This window comes from Anabaena sp. AL93 (assembly GCF_001672085.1).
In the GTDB taxonomy this organism is placed as follows: domain Bacteria; phylum Cyanobacteriota; class Cyanobacteriia; order Cyanobacteriales; family Nostocaceae; genus Dolichospermum; species Dolichospermum heterosporum.
This window is the reverse complement of the sequence record NZ_LJOU01000124.1, coordinates 1-13936: the sequence shown is the minus strand read 5'-3', so window position 1 is coordinate 13936 and position 13936 is coordinate 1. Positions and strand designations below refer to the sequence as shown.

Here is a 13936-nt window from a genome sequence, read left to right as displayed (position 1 = left end):
GTAGGGGAAGTAGGGGAGAAATTTCATTCTTCATTCTTCATTCTTCATTCTTCATTCTTCATTCTTCATTCTTCATTCTTCTGATAGCGCAGCGTGGCGTTAGCCATACTCCTGACTCCTGACTCCTCTTCAGTAATACTTCTGGCGTTGACGATAATTAGCTACAGATTCTACTATACCGATCGCAATAAAGTTAGTCAGCATTGCTGAACGTCCATAACTCATCCAAGGTAGGGGAATCCCCGCCACTGGTGCCAAACCAACTGTCATACCAACATTCACAATCAGTTGAAACACAATCATAGACAAAACACCTATAGCTAAAAGTGAACCGAAGTTATCTTTGGCTGTTTGAGCTACGTGAAGCAAGCGAAAGCAAATCAAGCAAAAAACTGATAGTAAAATTAAGCACCCCACCAGACCAAATTCTTCAGCAACAGCGGAGAAAATAAAATCTGTGTGTTGTTCAGGAACGAAATTGAGTTGAGTCATGGGACCTTTAAACAAACCCCAACCCCAAACTTCACCAGCGCCAATAGCAATGCGAGATTGAATCAGGTGATAACCAGCACCAAGAGGATCATGTTCAGGGTTAATAAATACACTAAGTCGGTTTTTTTGATACTCCTTTAAGATATGATTCCAGGCAAAAATGCCTAATTCGCCACCAAGCAGATTAAGACATAATGATCCAATAGCACCAATACCAAAACGCTTCCAGGGCAGACTAACCCAACCAACTATCCCCATCGCTACTGCCCATATTAAACCCAATATACTCAATGATATTTCTTTAGATAAAACTATGGGTGTTGATAATGGCCAAGATATACTAAATAAGATTGCTGCTATGACCGGAGAAATCATGAGTATTAACCAGCCGGGGTTAGCGTTTGCCCAGTACAGCATTCCTAAAAATATTGCTCCAAATACCAGTGATGTTGCCAAGTCTGGCTGTAAAAATACCAATGCCCAAGGTACAGCCGTAATTGCCAAGACACGGAAAACATTCTCAATAGTAGAAGCAGTTTGCTTATGTAACAACGCAGCTAAGGTAATGATTAGCCCTATTTTGGCAAATTCTGAGGGTTGGACATTAAAACCAGCAATACTAATCCAACGCTGTGCGCCTTTGGCACTAGTACCAGCGAGCATCACAGCTATTAAACTAAAGTTCGTTAGCCCGTAGGTGAACCAATGCCACTGCATTAAGTTTTCATAACGGCAACGAGCTAAAAACAAGGCAATAGTTGAACCAATCGCCGCTATCAGCCAGTGCCACCACCAGTCAGTTACAGGTTGCTTTAATTCTGTACTCAGAATCATTAGCCCCCCGAACATACTAACAGCAACGGGGAGGATAAATAGTAGCCCATCCATTTGTTGCCAGGGTTTAAGCCAGAATTGCCAACGCATTTTCGGGAACGAAGGTTTTAATAACATTGTGTGAGGAGGGAGTTGGGCAGGGGGTAGGGGGCAGGGGGAGTGGGGGAGTGGGGGGAGTGGGGGGAGTGGGGGGAGTGGGGGGAGTTGGGGAGAAATTTCTTCCTTCTGAACTCCTGATAGCGCAGCGTGGCGTTAGCCATACTCCTGATCTTATGTCAAAGCATTAACTGAAACTTTACCTGCTACAGTGAGAGCGATCGCCTTCAATGCTTTAGCAGCGGCTGAATTAGGTTCACCAATAACTATCGGCATACCACTATCACCCCCAATTCTGGTAGAAATTTCTAATGGTACACATCCTAACAGAGGAACTCCTAATTCTGCGGCTGTTTTTGAACCACCACCAGAACCAAAAATGTCATATTGCTTATCCGGTTGATCTGGGGGAATAAAATAGCTCATATTTTCGACAATTCCCAAAACTGGAACATTTAACTGCTGGAACATCCGCAACCCCTTCCGGGAATCCAACAAAGCTACCGTTTGTGGTGTAGTCACAATAACTGCCCCTGCCATTGGTACAGATTGGGCTAAAGTTAATTGAGCATCTCCAGTTCCTGGGGGCATATCCACAATTAAATAATCCAGTTCTCCCCATTCCACTTGATAAAGAAACTGACGAATCACACCATTCAGCATCGGACCGCGCCAAATTACTGGCTGATCTCGATCAATCAAAAAACCCATGGAAACAAGCTTGACACCATGATTAAACGCCGGTTCGAGAATGTCCCCTGCCTCTGTAGACCGGACATTAATTTTAGCATCACCCAAACCCAACATGGTAGGATCATTAGGTCCATAAATATCTGCATCTAATAAACCAACCTTAGCGCCAGCTTGTGCTAAAGCAACGGCAATATTTACGGCTACTGTACTCTTACCAACGCCACCTTTACCACTAGAAACAGCAATAATATTTTTGATCCCAGGTACACCGTTGCGGTCTGGTAAGCTTTTCTGCTGGGGTGTTTCCGCTGTTACTTCTATACTCACATCTGTAACACCAGGGAGCTTTTTAACAGCTTTTTGACAATCTTCGACAATAAACTCCCGTAAAGGACAAGCCGGAGTGGTCAACACCAAAGTGAAACTAACCTTGCCACCGTCAATTTTGACGTTGCGAATCATATTTAACTCTACCAGGCTTTTGCGAAGTTCTGGATCTTCTACTGGTCGCAACACTTCTAGGACTGCGTGGGAATCTAGGACATCATACATAGTGTGTTTACCGTTGCCGCTGACTATAAAGCTTAAAAAATTTTCATTGACAGATACTAGAATCTTAACTTTATTAGAGTAAGTAGGTGAACACAATAAAACCAAACTGTGTAAAGAAACGTATAATCGCCCAAACCCTCTTCACTCTTGCCTCTTGCCTCTTGCCTTTTGCCTTGCCATAACGACAATTTTCAACGCCAACCTACTTAGTTGTTTAGTTGTCAGTTCTGAGAAACCAGAATCCTGTAGGGGCAAACCCCCCGTGGTTGCCCCAACGGGTAGGCACGGGGGCGCTACCCCTACATTAAATCCAAATCTTTTATATAATTAATTTTGCCTGTGTACTTAATCAAGGATATCAAAAGTTGCAACTTAGGAAGGGCTAGTAAAATATATATCTATTGATCAGTATTAATCCCCCCCCCAATTTTTTTTAGGGACTTCCAATTAAAAAAATCCCCAAAAGTTTCTTGTGGTGCGGGCATCTTGCCCGCTAATTACCAAGGACAGGCAGGATGCCCATCCCACAAAATTGGGTAATTTATTTTTTGGTGATCCCTTAGCTGTTGATATTGCATATTCTGAAAAAACGTTATAACTTGTTAAGTTGTAGGGGAATAATTTATTTTGTCATCGCAATAGCCAATTGTTAATTAGGTAGATATACTATATTTAAGTGGTTCTACATACAGAAGAATCCACGTTTCTAGAAATTCAAAAAACTGTTAAATATGATGCAGTTTACAATACCTTTGCCATTTCTTATAGATTGGGTTGAGTGACAGTGTAACCCAACGCATTTATTGGATTATGGCTCTCAACGCCACCTACGAATCAAGGCTTTTTTCAGTTTGGCAAAGGTATTGAGTTTAATTTTGGTATTGACTGATATTTAGTATTTTGAATGAATTGATATTTGCTATTTCAAAGTTATGATGAAAATGGCATTAGAGAAGAATTAAAGGTGCATCTACTCCCAACAAGTATACTATCTAAATGGAGTTAGTCTGGTAATGCAACTAAACAAATTAGAGACAAGTAAAAATATAGAAAATGAAGCTTGGCTTGCATTAGAGAATTCAATTCTCTACTACAAAGGTCAGCCCGTTGGTACTGTAGCGGCTTATGATTCATCCGTCGAAGCATTAAATTATGACCAATGTTTTATCCGGGATTTTGTTTCCTCGGCGTTAATTTTTCTGATTAAAGGCAGAACAGATATTGTCAAGAATTTCCTAGAAGAAACATTAAAGTTACAGCCGAAAGAAAAGGCATTAGATGCCTATAAACCCGGTAGAGGATTAATTCCAGCTAGTTTTAAAGTCGTTTCTGCCAATGGGGAAGAGTTTTTAGAAGCTGATTTTGGTGAACACGCGATCGCCAGAGTCACACCCGTAGATTCTTGTTTATGGTGGTTAATTTTATTACGTGCTTATGTAGTTGCTACTCAAGATAATTCCCTGGCTTATCAACCAGAATTCCAAACAGGAATTAGGTTAATTATGGACATCTGTTTAGCTAATCGGTTTGATATGTACCCGACGCTATTAGTTCCTGATGGCGCTTGTATGATAGACAGACGCATGGGTATTTATGGACATCCTTTAGAAATTCAAGTTCTATTTTTTGCCGCTTTACGTGCAGCCAGAGAACTGCTAATTTGTAAAGGTAATGAGGATATTGTGGAAGCAATTGATAACCGCTTACCTTTATTATGTGGGCATATTCGTCAGCATTACTGGATAGATATTAATCGTCTGAATGCAATTTATCGCTTTAAGGGTGAGGAATACGGAAAAACGGCGGTTAATCTTTTCAATATTTATGCCGATTCCTTACCTTATTATGAGTTAGATAAATGGCTACCGAAAAAAGGTGGTTATTTTGCCGGAAATGTCGGACCATCACAAATGGATACTCGGTTCTTCACCCTCGGAAATTTGATGGCTGTAATTTCTGACCTTTCCACAGAAGAACAGTCCCAAGCAATTATGAATTTGATTGAAAAACGATGGGATGATTTAGTCGGAGATATGCCCGTTAAAATCTGTTATCCGGCTTTACAAGGTGAAGAATATCGAGTCGTCACAGGATGTGACCCCAAAAATATACCTTGGTCATATCATAATGCTGGTAGCTGGCCTGTCTTAATGTGGATGTTAGCAGCAGCAGCGGTGAAAACAAAAAAACCACAGTTGGCAGAAAAAGCTATTGCAATTGCTAAAGTCAGATTATCGGAAGATGAATGGCCAGAATATTATGATGGAAAAAAAGGCAGATTAATTGGTAAACAAGCAAGAAAGTATCAAACTTGGACAATTGCTGGTTATTTATTAGCGCAGGAACTCATAGATAATCCTGATTATTTACCATTAATTAGTTTTGATAAGTTACCTCCAGATGTGGTTTCTAGAGCCTGTGAGTTTGAAGTTGGTGGGATAGATCCTTACATGAATCCTTAAACCTAATTTTATCTGAAAACCGTAGGGTGGTTTAGTTATGAAAAACAAGATCCCCGACTTCTTAGAGAAGTCGGGGATCTGACTCTTGCAATGTATCCCTACGGGACGCTAAGCTGTTACGCAGCTAAATTTGATAACCATAATTTACTTGAACTTTGTAGTGCGGGCATCTTGCCCGCTAGAATTAGAGACTTCCAAATAAAAAAATGTCCCAAAACTGATGCAGAAATTCTCTCTCTGTGTACTCTGTGCCTCTGTGGTTCGTTTCTTAGGATAATTTATTTCTTGGAAGTCTCTTATACAAACTAAATGCACAACAGCTTAGTGTTTGTGTACAGAATCATAGATTATTTATGAGATTTTAACCATTCTTCCAGGTCGGTAATGTCTATAAAGTCTAATAATGCTTCTCCCAGGTCTTCTAGTTGTTCTATTGTGAGGTTGCTGATAGTTTCGATGTAGTTACCACTCAATTTCCCAAATTGCTTGGATAATATACGCACCAATAAGTTTGTTGCTTCTTCCTGCTTTGCTTCTTGATATACCCTAGTTTGCTTAATATCACTAACTAAAAACATCGCTTCAATCTCCTGACGGCTTAATTGTGAAAATTTGGACAACAAAACAGTCTCTAACAATTCTATAATACCTTGTTTTTCTCTGTTATTATCAATCTCTGTCTTTGTTCTTGCCATGAGATTTTTGACTAATTCTGGTGCTTGGGTTTCTTTACTGACAATTAATTCAATTAACCCCACACCAATTGAACCAGGTGGTAGTTCATCTAAATAAATGCGTTTGATTCTCCCACTATCAATTAATTCTTGTTGGTAATTAGTTAATACTTCTACATCTAAACTCCGTTTAGCAAATAAAGCTACTGCTTGCCAATCTTGTACTGGTTTAAATTGATTGAGATAAATGTTTATTTCTGCTATTAATTCCCAATAAAAATCAAGTTTGGGTTGGAATTGCACTTCGACAAAATAGATGGGTTTTTCCAAACTATCTGGCATGAAAATACCATCAAATTGAAAGGCTTTTTCTTTAACTTCGACGGAAGTAAAATTATAACCTTGAGCATTTTCTATTGGTTGTCCGAGCAATTCAAACAATAGAGTGTGAAAAGTGAGAAAAATTTGATAAAATATTGTATCTGTGTGCATAGTTTATAATATTGAGCCAGTTAAGTCTTCGGTTTCCCTACCAAGCTAACTGGCTCGGTTTTATATTTGGATATAGTCACCCACATCACTGGGTTTGAGTTTGGACTCTCTGGTGTACGCTTGATAGAATCCCTCCTATCAACTCTGACTGTAGAGAGTGCTGGCGAGGAAGACCCGAACACAACACGAAAACCGAGATTATTGTCTTGATTACGCGCGTTGTTCCTGTTACGATTCGCCGAACGGCAATTGATAGCATTGTTGTACCAAGAACCGCCCCGTTTAATAACTCAACCCCAAGCTATGTGCCATACATACTAAGAAGTATAAGCAAGGATAGCCACCCTCAATTTACAATATCCGAATATTAATCAGCGATATTGTTTACAAGTCTTTAACAAATGATTTTTGATGATATTAAACCCTTTGTAGAGACGTTCCATGGAACGTCTCTACATTTTTGAAGATGTATATAATAAAAAAAATTCGCTCGCTGGCGCTCGCAAGGGTAAAGAAATAAAGAGAAGAGCGCAAAAGCGCAAGAGGGTAAAGGGCTAAGAGAATCCTGGCGAGGAAGACCCGAACACAACACGAAAACCGAGAGCATCGTCTCGATTACGCGCGTAGAACCTGCTACGAGGCGCCGAACGGCAAAGGATAGCATGGTGGCACCAAGAACCGCCCCGACAAATATAAGCGCAATTATCTTCTTCACTTACTTTTAATTCTCCCCAAGGTTCATTACCATTGCTTTTTAAACGCGCTGGTTTTTCGCTATAACTGTCGTGAAATTCATCCCAGCACCATTCCCAGACATTACCGTGCATTTGATATAAACCCCAGGCGTTAGGGGTGAAACTGTCCACATTTACAGTACATTCTCGATATTTGCCCTTGGGGGTATCACCATAAGGATAATTGCCATCATAGTTAACTTGATCAGTTGTGATAGTCTTGCCAAAGGCAAAGGGTGTAGTTGTTCCAGCCCGACAGGCATATTCCCATTCTGCCTCTGTGGGCAATCTGACAGCCCGCTTTGTTTGTTCAGATAGCTTTTCGCAAAATGCCCGGGCTTCATGCCAGGAAACGCCAACTACAGGCTGCTTATCGCCTTGAAACTTGGGGTCATATTGTTCAGATGGCTTAGTTTTCATGACGGCATACCATTGGGCATTGGTAACAGCATATTTGCCCATTAAAAATTCTTGCAGATAGACCTCATGCTGTGGGGTAGAACGATCTAACCATTCTTCAGCATTTTCTCGTTGGTAGCCACATTTCAGGGCATTTTCTAGGGCTATTTGGCGTTCTTCTGAGGGCATTCCCATCATAAACTTCCCTGCTGGTACACGAACCAGTTCTATGGTTAAGCCTTGATTTAAATTTACAGTCAACTCCTGGCGTTTTGCTACTGCTATTTTCTGTCCCTGTTCCTCTGAAGAACCTCTCTCCAAACCTCTCTCCTGGGAGGAGAGAGGCTTTGATTTCTCCCCCTTCCCTGGTAGGGAAGGGGGTTGGGGGGTTAGGTTCTGCTTATTTGACAATCTCCCAAAGGCTGCAATGGCTTTCATATCCTGTCCACCTGCGGCCACGTTCACACGCACCCATAACTGAAAAGCTAAATCAAAATTTCCTTCAATTTCTGCTTGCATAGCATCTTCTCTCAGGGTGCTAATATCCCTGTCAGTGGCAGATTTAGGCAATAAAATATAATGCAATTTTGTAGCAGGTTCTATGGCAGCATAGGGAGTCTGAGGATAATTTTTATGCTTTTGGGTCAATTGGGGAACTTGATAGCGCAAATAGTTATACAACCGTTCAACCGTCGCGCAGTTGCTTTCACCTTGAATTTGCAACCCATTGAGTAAAACGTGAGTAAAAGCACCCTGTTGAATTTCCTCAATTTCGTAGGAAACCTGACTGGGACTACAGGAATAAAAGGTAATTACACCTTGCTGTTTTTCTTCACCAATTCCCAAACCAGCGCTTTTTTGACCAGTGCTGCGACAAGCATCAATAAACAACACTACATTATCCGCACCACTGCGCCGCAAACGTTCTGTGATGTAGGTAATGGGAATTGCTAAATTGGGTACAGTGCGAGGATTTCCATCTATGGGTAGTAAATAATCTCGTCCTTCGTGGGGCATCCCATGACCGCTAAAATAGAACCAGAGAGTATCCCCAGATTCTAAAAAAGGCTGTTCAAAGCGATCATTGAAAAAGCTGTTTAGTGTACCGTAGGTTGGTTGAGTTTTCTTTCCCAGGCTGTTGCGCGGTGAATCATCAGAGAAAAAATATAGATAGTTTGGTTGTACACCTAAACCAGTTGAAAAATAATCGCGCACCCGTTCTGCATCAGTTTTTGCATACTGGAGGCACTGAATTTCGTCATATTCGTTAACGCCAATGACAACAGCGCAATTCTTAGCCATATTGCGGTCAATTTACAGGTGATTGGGGTGATAAACGCTTAAATTTTAGCTCAATTGCGCCCTTACCAGCAGCCTTTACACCCGTACCCAGCAATTTAATTTCACCTTCACTACTAATTTCTACCGTGAGGGTAATTTCATCAAGCTGGAGTTCCCCTTGGGTTTCGACTTGCTTCTGAACATTACTAAACACACCACTGATTACTCCCACAAAGTGCGACATTTGCTTCGCTAAGGTGCCGGCTGTAATGCGACTGTTTTTTATTTCTTCATCCGTAACCGCAGGACTACTGTAAGGATTACCATTACCTCTAACAGCTTTCATCCCTTGTTTTGAAACATCATCAGAACTACTTGCGGTGACAATCCACAGTTCTTCATCTTGCCAGTTTTTGTCTATCATGTTACTTTCTCACACCTGCTGTGACAATTCTCGCACATAAGTAGGTGAACACAATAAAACCAAACTGTGTAAAGAAATGTAAAATCCCCCAAACCCTCTTCACTCTTGCCTTTTGCCTTTTGCCTCTTGCCTTGCCATAACGACGATTTTCAATGCTAACCTACTTAAGTGAAGTGTAATTTGTGATGAAGTTGTCTGAATCAGGATGTCCAGGATTTAAGGATGAACAGGATTAGGATGGGAATATTTTCAGGCGTTGCTGATTAAGGGTAAGCTGTTACGCAGCTAAATTTGATAACCATAATTTACTTGAACTTTGTAGTGCGGGCATCTTGCCCGCTAGAATTATACAAACTAAATGCACAACAGCTTATAAATTTTAGTCTCACGCAAAAGCGCAAAGACGCAAAGGTAAGATTTTTAAAGGTTCAATTTGGAAATTTCATACCTCAATTCAGCAACGCCTATTTTCAATAGGTGTTTTGATGATTTTGGTACATAAGTGTAATTTGTGATGGAGTTGTCTGAATCAGGATGTCCAGGATTTAAGGATGAACAGGATTAAGATAGGAACATTCAAAATATTTGACACTCCCCGCCATAAATGGACGGGGATTCTTAAGACCAAATAAATAATCTTAACGGCGATATCAATGCGCCTCTACTGATTCCACTAGAATTTAATCCTAGCTTTACCGCTACTTTTCTGAAAATATTAGCTGCACCGTTGCAATCTGCATTGATTTTTGTACCATCTTGAGAATGGTACAAACCCCGGCTAACTCTTCTTCCTGACTCTTTCCACCCTTCAGGTTTTGCACCGAATGTAGGTAGAAAATCATTGTCTAGAAACGATGTTTTTGAGGTATAAGATTCTTCAGTTTCAACGAACTTAATGCCGTATTGTTCACACAGTTGAGCAATGCGGTTTTTTAATCTTGCGGTAGGAACTTGGACAAATTTTTGATTAGTTTTAGAACCTAAATTTATAGAATCTTTTTGTCCAACGTTCCAGCCAAAAACGACAGTCCCAATTTTATGATCAATGCAATGGTTGATTACGATTCTAGCTGCTTTATTAGTAGCGTCCCTCATCCGGCGATTCCGCTTTTCAGTTATTGACGCTAATTGCTTAGACCAAAAACCTTGAAGTTGATTTTCTTTGAGAACCGAAACTCGTTTGTTGTACCATTGATTCACTGATTTTAACTTGCGTCCGTCAATCAGAAATGACGTACCAACGTTACTGACACAGGTTAGCCAGTTGTTCAACCCGTGATCAATTGATAAAACATTCTCAATATTTACGTCGGGCTTGTGAGAAGTTATTTTATAAATTAACTCCAAATAAAATTCATTATTCCTTGGCAGTATGCGGTATTCTTTGATGTCCTTATGCTCTAAATTAGAAGGCATGGGAACATAAAAAGCGTTAAGCCCAAACCAAACTTTCACCTTACTACCCATCGGAAATCTTAGCTTACCGTTCTTTAGTTTAATAGCTTGTCCAGGAAAAGTTACGAGATTTAATCCAGGTTTTCGGTATCCAGGTAGCTTAGGTTTTTGAGTGACTGTACCATTTTTAATCCCTTTCAAAAGTCCAATATAAGACTTGAACGATTCCGCCACAGTTGTTAAACATTGCTGTGCAGCTTGAGAATACATTGCCCCAAAATGTGAATTACTTGCTAACTCACGATGCAAGTCAAACTTACCAGGAATTTTACCCGTCTTAAAAAACAATTGTCTGGCATAATAAGTCCCACAATTAGCAAGTTTATTTGACTCCCCACATAAGAACTCAAGAACCGCTCCTAATTCATTGTTGGGACTGATTAGTATTTGCTGGCATCCATACATTGCGTTTTTCTCCCTTTGTCTTATAATAACACAATGTACTAACAACCGCAAGACATTATGAAAGATAAAACAGTATCAGTCCGACTCTCAGAACGCAGAAAACATAAGCTGTTTTTATATGCAGCGCAAAGAGAGAAAACAGTTACCGCATTGATAGAAGATTGGGTAGATAGCTTGAAACTCAAGGATAATATTGAAGGTGGTTAAAACCGCCCGTGTCGTTTTTCATCCCCTGTCTGAAGCACGAAAGACGGAACTAGCGTTCCTGTTTCTCAGGGGCTTTCAAACTTCCCGGTTTCCCTTGTAAATTAAGTAGTGAGACAGAATTAATTACACAATATTATTGCGTAAGCGTTGCGTGGCGTTAGCCATATGGAACGAAGTGAAATGAAGCAATCGCCAGGGTTGTGATTGCTTCCCTTCCCTCGCAATGACTGTAAATATTTTTGTCCAATTACTTAAGTGTACCAATTTCAACCAAAGTAAACAGGATGATTATCTTTCATGACCAATCCCCGCCAACTCGCCTTTATTGCTCTTAAAGAAGTACACAAAGGAGCTTATGCTGATGTTGCCCTAGACCGAGCGCTACAAAAATTTAAGTTACCCGACGCAGATCGCCGATTAATGACAGAATTAGTCTATGGGAGTGTGAGAAGACAACGCACTTTAGACGCTATTATTGACCAACTTGCTACAAAGAAAATTCAGCAACAACCAAAAGACCTTCGCACAATTTTACATCTGGGTTTTTATCAACTGCGTTATCAAGAAAGAATTCCCGTTTCTGCGGCTGTAAATACCACCGTCGAATTAGCAAAAGAAAATGGTTTTCCTGGTTTAACTGGGTTTGTCAATGGTTTATTACGTCAATATCTCCGACTTGCAGAAAAGTCATCAGAACCGCTAAAGTTACCAGAAAATCCAGTAGAAAGATTGGGAATATTACACAGTTTCCCTAATTGGATAATTGAGGTTTGGTTAAAAGAATTGGGTTTTGCAGAAACAGAAAAACTTTGTGCTTGGATGAATCAAACCCCAACAATTGATTTACGAGTAAATATCCTGCGTAGTTCTTTAGAAGAAGTAGAATCAGCTTTTGCATCTGCTGGTGTCTTAGTTAAACCTATTCCCCATTTACCCCAAGCTTTACGATTAATTGGTAATAACGGCGCAATTCAAAATTTACCTGGTTTTCATGAAGGTTGGTGGACTGTTCAAGATAGTAGCGCCCAATTAGTTGGTCATTTACTTGACCCTCAACCCGGTAATGTAGTGATTGATGTTTGTGCTGCACCAGGGGGGAAAACCACCCATATTGCTGAGTTAATGGGAGATAAAGGCAAAATTTGGGCTTGTGATAAAACTGCTTCCCGGTTACGGAAATTAAAAGAAAATGCCCAACGTCTAAATTTACAATCTATCGAAATTTGTTCAGGAGACAGCCGCAATTTACCGCAATTCTACAATTCGGCTGACCGTGTATTGCTTGATGCTCCTTGTTCCGGTTTAGGAACTATGCACCGTCACGCTGATGCGCGTTGGCGACAAACACCGGCTTCTGTTCAAGAACTTTCCCAATTACAAAAAGAATTGTTATCACACAATGCAACTTTTGTCAAGACTGGCGGCGTTTTAGTTTATGCCACTTGTACACTGCATCCAGCGGAGAATGAACAGGTAATTTCGGAGTTTTTAGCCGCAAATCCCCATTGGCAAATTGAACCTCCTAGCTTTGATTTTGCCGATATTTCTCCCCTGGGGTGGTTGAAAGTTTGGCCTCACCAACAGGATATGGATGGTTTTTTTATGGTGCGCTTAAGAAAAACTAAGGATTCCGAGTGAATACCAATAGTGATTGTAAGATTTAATCAAAGCCCGAATCTACCAGAGGAGGCAGTGATGGTTAATCATTCTCATGTAAAAAACCTAGTAAAAATCCTGATTGGAGCAGCTTGGATTGATGGCAAAATCCAACCAGAAGAACGGCAATATCTGCGAGAAATAGCCCAAGTTAAAGGTTTAGCAAATGATCCAGAGATTAAACCTTGGTTGTATGAATTAGTGCCAGTCAAGCCAAATGAGTGTTATCAATGGGTCAAGGAGTATTTAGGCGATCGCCCAACTCAGGAAGATTACGAGGATTTGATTGAAGCTATCAGTGGCTTAATTTACAGTGACGGTGATGTAGCCGTTGAAGAAGCAAGACTCCTCTCTCAATTGGAAGAGTTAAGCAAGTCTAGTGAATCTCACCCCAGTATCCATATAACTTTGCTCAAACAAATTCAAAAGCTTTACCGTCGTTGGGTGGATGTACAGAATTAGGTAATGGGTAATGGGTAATGGGTAATGGGTAATGGGTAATGGGTAATGGGTAATGGGTAATGGGTAATGGGTAATGGGTAAGAGAACTCCACAAAAAAGATGAACTGCTTGCAGCAGCGCCTCGCTATCCAATCTTGTGGGATGGGCATCTTGCCCGTCCTTGTATTATTGGCAGGCAAGATGCCTGCACCACAAGAAATTTTGGGATATTTTTTTAATTGGAAGTCTCTAATGGGTGATGGGTAAAACATTCTTGCCAATGACCAATCACCAATCACCAATTACCGAATCTATTCCTTTTCTACCTTGGGGATAATGTCAGGGCGTTCCTTATTTTCCCAACCGGGGGGACGTTTGGAGTTGTACCAGGCAATTGAACCAATGGTGATAGCAGCGACAAAACCCACTACATACACCAAAGTAAAAGCTAGGGGAAAGTGATTTCCGGTATCTGGTACTTGGACTTGGAGCAATAAATAACTCATGACTATATTCGTCTAATGTAGGTTACACTTCTTAACAAAGTATAAACTGAGTTAATCACCTACATCTACCCCAGGAAAAATCTTTGCTGTTTCTAGGGAATAGGGAATAGGGAGTAGGGGAGCAGGGGGCGGG

General features: G+C 40.6%; 12 protein-coding genes. 4 read left to right on the top strand and 8 right to left on the bottom strand.

Features of this window, described 5'->3' with window-relative positions; all coding sequences use genetic code 11:
- Positions 1-129: 129 nt before the first annotated feature.
- Together rodA and AN486_RS23775 are read right to left on the bottom strand one after the other, a co-directional pair.
- Entirely contained in the window at positions 130-1443 is a 1314-nt protein-coding gene (rodA, locus tag AN486_RS23780) for a rod shape-determining protein RodA (protein WP_053538014.1), read from the bottom strand.
- A gap of 153 nt (positions 1444-1596) precedes the next feature.
- On the bottom strand, positions 1597-2667 hold the full coding sequence (locus AN486_RS23775) for an Mrp/NBP35 family ATP-binding protein (RefSeq protein WP_053538015.1): 1071 nt from the start codon (positions 2665-2667) through the stop codon (positions 1597-1599).
- 1013 nt (positions 2668-3680) lie between these two features.
- Here AN486_RS23775 and AN486_RS23770 point away from each other — a divergent pair.
- Positions 3681-5129 (top strand): glycoside hydrolase 100 family protein, encoded by a 1449-nt coding sequence (locus AN486_RS23770; protein WP_053538016.1) that lies wholly within the window; start codon positions 3681-3683, stop codon positions 5127-5129.
- Positions 5130-5476: 347 nt separating this feature from the next.
- Here AN486_RS23770 and AN486_RS23765 read toward each other — a convergent pair whose 3' ends face one another.
- From AN486_RS23765 to AN486_RS23750, 4 genes are all read right to left on the bottom strand, one after another.
- The gene (locus tag AN486_RS23765) at positions 5477-6295 is read right to left on the bottom strand and encodes a DUF2887 domain-containing protein (protein WP_290602779.1); all 819 of its coding nucleotides are present in this window, start codon (positions 6293-6295) and stop codon (positions 5477-5479) included.
- Positions 6296-6849: 554 nt separating this feature from the next.
- Entirely contained in the window at positions 6850-8730 is a 1881-nt protein-coding gene (locus AN486_RS23760; protein ID WP_290602777.1) for an SUMF1/EgtB/PvdO family nonheme iron enzyme, read from the bottom strand.
- 7 nt (positions 8731-8737) lie between these two features.
- A complete protein-coding gene (locus AN486_RS23755) occupies positions 8738-9133 on the bottom strand; it encodes a hypothetical protein (protein WP_053538019.1) in 396 nt (131 codons plus the stop codon).
- A gap of 618 nt (positions 9134-9751) precedes the next feature.
- Positions 9752-10993, bottom strand: a complete 1242-nt coding sequence (locus AN486_RS23750; protein WP_053538020.1) for an RNA-guided endonuclease TnpB family protein — start codon at positions 10991-10993, stop codon at positions 9752-9754.
- A 57-nt stretch (positions 10994-11050) separates the two neighbouring features.
- Here AN486_RS23750 and AN486_RS23745 point away from each other — a divergent pair, with 57 nt between their 5' ends.
- The 3 genes from AN486_RS23745 to AN486_RS23735 all read left to right on the top strand — a co-directional run bounded on the left by AN486_RS23745 (position 11051) and on the right by AN486_RS23735 (position 13318).
- Positions 11051-11200, top strand: coding sequence for a hypothetical protein (locus AN486_RS23745; protein ID WP_168637250.1), 150 nt, complete (start codon positions 11051-11053; stop codon positions 11198-11200).
- A gap of 297 nt (positions 11201-11497) precedes the next feature.
- On the top strand, positions 11498-12838 hold the full coding sequence (locus AN486_RS23740) for a 16S rRNA (cytosine(967)-C(5))-methyltransferase (protein WP_290602776.1): 1341 nt from the start codon (positions 11498-11500) through the stop codon (positions 12836-12838).
- A 57-nt stretch (positions 12839-12895) separates the two neighbouring features.
- Positions 12896-13318, top strand: coding sequence for a TerB family tellurite resistance protein (locus AN486_RS23735; RefSeq protein WP_290602775.1), 423 nt, complete (start codon positions 12896-12898; stop codon positions 13316-13318).
- Here AN486_RS23735 and AN486_RS23730 read toward each other — a convergent pair.
- Both AN486_RS23730 and AN486_RS23725 read right to left on the bottom strand, forming a co-directional pair.
- Positions 13315-13467 (bottom strand): hypothetical protein, encoded by a 153-nt coding sequence (locus tag AN486_RS23730; protein ID WP_290602774.1) that lies wholly within the window; start codon positions 13465-13467, stop codon positions 13315-13317. The two genes, AN486_RS23735 and AN486_RS23730, sit on opposite strands and share 4 nt — an antisense overlap.
- 141 nt (positions 13468-13608) lie before the next feature.
- Positions 13609-13803: a hypothetical protein gene (locus AN486_RS23725; protein WP_053538023.1), complete on the bottom strand. Its 195-nt coding sequence runs from the start codon at positions 13801-13803 to the stop codon at positions 13609-13611.
- Between the last annotated feature and the right edge of the window lie 133 nt (positions 13804-13936).